The organism is Streptomyces sp. NRRL B-24572, assembly GCF_002156145.1.
Taxonomy (GTDB): Bacteria; Actinomycetota; Actinomycetes; order Streptomycetales; family Streptomycetaceae; genus Streptomyces; species Streptomyces vietnamensis.
On sequence record NZ_MWIG01000978.1, the window covers coordinates 1 to 5369 of the forward strand.

At 71.3% G+C, this 5369-nt stretch carries 6 protein-coding genes; 3 read left to right on the forward strand and 3 right to left on the reverse strand.

Annotated elements, in window-relative coordinates:
• Positions 1-334 (reverse strand): MarR family transcriptional regulator (locus CCN56_RS39095; protein ID WP_086832364.1); only part of this gene is annotated, 334 nt, incomplete at its 3' end.
• Positions 335-496: 162 nt separating this feature from the next.
• Here CCN56_RS39095 and CCN56_RS39100 point away from each other — a divergent pair.
• Together CCN56_RS39100 and CCN56_RS39105 are read left to right on the forward strand one after the other, a co-directional pair.
• The gene (locus CCN56_RS39100; RefSeq protein WP_086832365.1) at positions 497-1744 is read left to right on the forward strand and encodes an MFS transporter; all 1248 of its coding nucleotides are present in this window, start codon (positions 497-499) and stop codon (positions 1742-1744) included.
• 336 nt (positions 1745-2080) lie between these two features.
• Positions 2081-2626 (forward strand): MOSC domain-containing protein, encoded by a 546-nt coding sequence (locus CCN56_RS39105; RefSeq protein WP_086832366.1) that lies wholly within the window; start codon positions 2081-2083, stop codon positions 2624-2626.
• Positions 2627-3030: 404 nt separating this feature from the next.
• On the opposite strand, the gene CCN56_RS39110 is transcribed toward CCN56_RS39105, so the two are convergent.
• A complete protein-coding gene (locus tag CCN56_RS39110; protein ID WP_086832367.1) occupies positions 3031-3621 on the reverse strand; it encodes an SMI1/KNR4 family protein in 591 nt (196 codons plus the stop codon).
• A 12-nt stretch (positions 3622-3633) separates the two neighbouring features.
• Positions 3634-4116 (reverse strand): hypothetical protein, encoded by a 483-nt coding sequence (locus tag CCN56_RS39115; RefSeq protein ID WP_086832368.1) that lies wholly within the window; start codon positions 4114-4116, stop codon positions 3634-3636.
• A 250-nt stretch (positions 4117-4366) separates the two neighbouring features.
• Between CCN56_RS39115 and CCN56_RS39120 the strand changes: the two genes are divergently transcribed.
• Positions 4367-5369, forward strand: a 1003-nt coding sequence (locus CCN56_RS39120) for an acetylhydrolase (RefSeq protein WP_086832369.1), incomplete at its 3' end; no start/stop codon positions are given.

Below are 5369 nucleotides of genomic sequence, written 5' to 3' on the forward strand. Positions count from 1 at the left end.
CCGGATGGTCGCCCGCCTCGGTGACCTGCACGTCCACCCCGCGCTTGTCGTCGGCGGCGGAGCGGCGCACGACCCACTCGGCCTCTTCGAGGCGGGCGACCATCCGGCTGACGGAGGGCTGGTTGGTGCCCAGCGCCTTCACGAGCTCCGAGATCCGAAGGGTGCCGTCCCGCCGCTCCGACAGGGAGAGCAGGAGCAGGAGTTCACCGGTGGAGACTCCGTGGTTGCGGGCCAGTCGCCTGCTGGCCGCCGAGTTGACCTGCTCCATCAGGCGGGCCAACTGCCGCCAGAGGGCGAGTTCGTCCACCTCGCCGCCGGGTCCCCAGGTCTCCATTGGTGCGGCCCTTCGCTGAGTCTTCTGGACGTTCTGTTTACCCGTCTGTCACGTTGCCCAGCGTAACTCCTTGCGCCGGTTGACCGCACCCTCGTGTTCGTTCATCATTTACATGCAATCGCATGCATTGGAAAGTGCACCCCCCAGAAAGGCTCGGTCACCATGCCCTTACCCCTCCTCGCCCTGATGCTCGGGGTCTTCTGCGTGGGTACCGCCGAGATCGCCATCGCGGGGATCCTGCCTGAGATGTCCGCCGATCTGGGGGTGTCCGTCCCGACGGTCGGCCTCCTGGTCACGGGCTACGCGCTGGGTGTGACCATCGGCGGCCCGATCATCACCCTGCTGACCGCCAAGTGGTCCCGGAAGGGACTGCTGCTCGGGCTGATGGGCATCTTCATCGTGGGCAACGTCGTCGCGGCGCTGGCGCCCAACTACGGGATGCTGATGGGAGCGCGCATCTTCACCTCGTTCAGCCACGGCACCTTCGCCGCCGTGGCCTGGCACGTCGCCGCCCTCATGTCCCCTCCGGACAAGCAGGCGACCGCCATGGCCAAGATCGCGCTGGGCTTCAACTTCGCCAACGTGCTCGGATCCCCCATCGGAACGCTCATCGGCCAGCAGTTCGGCTGGCGCTCCACCTTCGTCTTCATCACGGTCTTCGCCGTGGCGTGCGTCGTCCTCATCTACGCGTTCGTGCCGAGCGGCCTCAGCACCGGAGGCGAGGAGGGCGCCGAGGAGGACGTCTCGCTGCGGGACCAGCTGAAGGTGTTCCGCAGCGGAAGCCTCCAGCTGTCCATGCTGATCACCGTGCTCGCCCAGGGAGCGGTCTTCACCACGTCGACCTACCTGGCGCCCCTGCTCCGCGACGTCAGCCACTTCGTGCCCGCCATGGTCGGCGTCCTGCTGATCGTCTTCGGCATCGGCTCGGTGCTGGGCAACATCCTCGGCGGCAGGGCCGCGGACACCAACGTCATGCGCGGCGTGCTCACCGCCCAGACGGCCCTGCTGCTCTCGCTCGTACTCTTCTGGGCCGTCAGCCCCTACCGGATCCCCGCGGTCGCCGCCCTGTTCCTGTTCGGCGCCGCCGGCTTCTCCATCATCCCGGCCCTCCAGGCCCGGATCCTCTCGGTGGCCTCCGCCGCGCCGGCGCTCGCCCTCTCGGCCAACGTGTCCGCGTTCAACCTGGGCAACGGACTCGGCGCCTGGCTCGGCGGCACGACCATCGACCTCGGCTTCGGCGTCCGGGACGTCACGCTGACGGCCGCCCTGGCCACGACGGCCGCCCTGCTCCTCTCCCTGGCGATGTGGGCACGCGGCCGCCGGACAGACACGGAACTCCCCGCCCTCGACACGAGTACGAGCACCGCCGACACCGGCGTCGGCACTCCGGTGCACCAGAAGACGCCGTAGCACTCCGCAGCACTCCGTTCCGGCTTCACGGCCCGGGGGCCGCACCCGCCCGACGGCGGGCGCGGCCCCCGCGCGTGCCCGCCCAGGACTCGGTACGCGAGGATCCCCGGGCCGAGACATCGGGAGCGCCCGTCTCCACGTGCCCCACGAGACGGCGCAGGAAGCCGCAGGACGCGGGCGGGACGACCGTCACGTCGCACCAGCGGTGCCCGGCGACCAGGGCGACGGAATGGGCGACCACAGGGACGGCCGGAGGGCTCCCGCGGACGGCCGAGGGCCCTGTGGTGCCCCTCTAAAATCGGCCGGGTAGGGGTTCGACGGCAGATGGGTTGGGGCATGGGCGGCACAGTCACGGCGGTGAGTCGCAACGCGACCTATGTGTTCAGCAAGCCGAACCGAAGTGCGATCAACCTTCTCGCCGGGCTGGGCGTCGAGGGGGATGTCCATGCGGGGGAGAGGATCCGTCATCAGTTCCGCATGACCTATGAGCCGGATCTGCCCAACCTGCGCCAGGTCCACCTGATGCATGCGGAGCTCTTCGACGAGCTCGCGTTCAAGGGCTTCGACGTCTCCGCCGGTCAGCTCGGGGAGAACATCACCACGCGCGGCGTCGACCTGCTCGGGCTCGCCACCGGAACGCTGTTGCACCTGGGCGGTGAAGCGGTGGTCGAGGTGACAGGGCTGCGGAACCCGTGCGCGAAGATCAACGACTTCCGGTCGGGACTGCTCAGCGAGATGTTCGTCCTCGAGCCGGACTCAGAGGAACTCTTTTTCAAGGCAGGCGTGATGGCGGTCGTCCGCCAGGGCGGCCCCGTGAAGCCTGGTGACACCGTCGTGATCGAACTCCCGCCGACTCCCCACCGGCGACTGGAACGCGTCTAGACAGGCTGAGGGAACCTTCGCGGCAAGGGTCGCCTGCCCGACCCGGCCCACTCCCTCCCGCACACGGGCGGAACCTCCGGGCGGGGCGGGAGCCGGGTCCGTCACTCCGGGCGGGGACGGCCCCTGCCGGCCTGCCTCGGCGGCGAGGAGCGGCTCGCCGCCTGCCCGCCTGCCCGCCGGCCACAAGGCGATCGGCGAGATCGAGGCGGCCGAGTGGCAGCCGACCCGGCGGGACCTGGACTCGTGGGCGGGGATCTACCGCTGCGCGCAGGGCGGCCGCCTGTGTGTCCAGCCGTACGTCCCGTCCTGGAAGGCGCTGGACACACGGTCCGCGGGCCGTGCCGCCGAGCTGCCGCCGACGGAACCCGCCCTGGCCACCCGTCATTTCCCGGCGGAGACCGGGATCAGACCGTGGGCCACTCCAGCATCCGGCCCTCGTGGACCGCGGGCCGGCGCCCGACGGCGAGCAGCGGGGTCTCCTCCTCCATGGCGCCGGCCAAGTCGCCGAGCATGGCCCCGAGGCCCGGCCAGGGCCGCCGGTGGTCCGGGTCGCCGAAGGAGAGCTCGCAGACCGTTCCGTACCCGCCCTCACGGTGGTCGACGAAGAGCAGATCACCGGTGAGCGCCTGGGCGAACGGGACCCAGCGTGCGTGCGCGGTCCGTCCGACCTCGTCCTCGTACCCCTCCTCGACGGCGTCCTCGGCCCGGGTGGCGAGATGGCGCTGCCACTCCAGGACCTTCTCGGTGTCCAGGAGGCTGTACCCGATGAGGAACGCCCCCGCCTCGTCGCTCGCCCGGCGGGGCACGACGCCGTCGCAGGCCGCCAGCAGCGCCCGCAGGGCAGGGTGCGGGGGGAAGCCGAGCCCGGCCTCCAGGGCGGTGAGGGCGGCCGCGGAGGCACCGGGGCGCAGTGCCGCGTGGTCGCCCGGGGCGTGCTTCTCCAGCCAGCGGGTGATTCTGGACCAGGCCGGGAGGACCTCGGCGGCATCGGACACGGGGGGCTCCGATCAGTTCGGGGTGGAGGCGGCCACGGACGTGCAGGACTCCCGGGAGCCGTGGGCAGTGACCCGGGGCCGGGCCGGGCCGGCCTTGGGGAGGTCGATGATGAAGCAGCGGGAGGTCATGGCGTCGGCCGGGCCGAACACGGGCACGGTCCGTTCGTAACCGCGGGTGAACTCGACGAAGAGCCGGGTGCCGTGCTCCGTGGGGCGCGCCTCCACGAACGTCCCGAAGGGCGGGCCGCCGGTGGTGAATCCTTCGAGGGCGTCCCGTACGTCCTGGTCGGAGGGTGTGAAGCCCTTCTCGGCGACGAGGGCGTCGGCGAACCGCGCCGCGTCCCCCCGGGTGGCCTCGAAGGCGTCCTGTTCCCGGGCCTCCTGGCGGTAGTCGGCGATGGCGAAGTAGGCGGCGAGCGCCAGGGCGGGGGTGAGCAGAACCGCACCGAGGACCTTGGCCCAGGGTGCGGTTCCGCCTCTGCGTTCGGTTTTCACTGGTCCCGAGATTACTTGAGAGGGTGGTTCGCTCTTCCTGAACTGCTGTCGACGACCGCCCGTATGAGCCGCCGGAGGAAGCCACCGCTCACCGCAGCTACCCCGGGGTGTAAACCCGTGGGCTGATGTCCGCGCAGTCGATCGAACCGTGGGCTGATGCCTCATGGGAGGGGCGCGTGACAGCGTTCCTTCGTGCCCACGGACTGTCCGTCGCGGCATGTTTGACGATCTGTCACAAGAGGAGGGGCTCATGACCACCATGCCGTTCATCAGCCGGAAGGGCATGACGCGCCGCGGCCTGCTGGGAACCGTGCTGGCCGCCGGGGCGGCCGTGCCGCTTGCCGCCGTCGCCGGCCCCGCGTGGGCGAAGGAAGCGAGGACGCACGCCCCGGCGCGGCTCATGCTGCCCGTGCCCACCGGGCCGTACCCGGTGGGCACGGTACAGCTGCGCCTCGTCGACCGGTCGCGTCCGGACGGCATCGCGGGGCTCGGGCACTTCCGGGAGCTGATGGCCACCGTGTGGTACCCCGCCCGGGACGTCCAGCGGTATCCGGTGGCGCCCTGGATGCCGGCCGGCGCACTCCAGGCGTTCCTCGCCGACGTGGGGTTCAGCGTCCTCGCCCCGCTGGCGCCGCTCACCGCCGGCCACGTGGGCGCTCCAGTACTACGGCCGGGCCGAGGGCTGCCCGTGGTCGTGTACTCGCACGGCGCGCACAGCCACCAGGGCGACCACACCATCATGGTCCAAGAGCTCGCCAGCCACGGATACGCGGTGGTGACGGTGGCCCACCAGTACGACACGTACACAGAGTTCCCCGACGGCCGGGTCGCCGTCCCGCTCTACGACCGGCAGGCGCCGGTGCTGCCCGGAGACTTCGCCGCCGATCTGCGCTTCGTCCTCGACTGCGTCGAGCAGCTCGCCGCCGGGCACAATCCCGACGCCGACCGCAGGGACCTGCCGGCCGGACTGCTCGGCTCCCTCGACCCGCGGCGCATGGGCGCGTTCGGCTGGTCGAAGGGCGGGACGGCAACCGCCTGCGCCACGCTCGCGGACGAGCGCATCCGGGCCGGGCTGAGCCTCGACGGTCCGATGCAGATGAACCCGCCGCTGACCGGTGACCTGGACCGGCCGTTCATGATGATGTCCGCCGCGTTCACCCGGGCCACGGACCCCGAGGCGGCCGCGTTCTGGTCGCACCTGCGGGGCTGGCGGCTGAACGTCCGGGCCCGGGGCGCCGTCCACGTCTCGTACG

What these genes read in the sequence shown, in the direction of transcription:
- CCN56_RS39105 (WP_086832366.1), top strand. Translation starts at nt 2,081, where the DNA reads ATGGGCGGCACAGTCACGGCGGTGAGTCGCAACGCGACCTATGTGTTC.
- CCN56_RS39100 (WP_086832365.1), top strand. Translation starts at nt 497, where the DNA reads ATGCCCTTACCCCTCCTCGCCCTGATGCTCGGGGTCTTCTGCGTGGGT.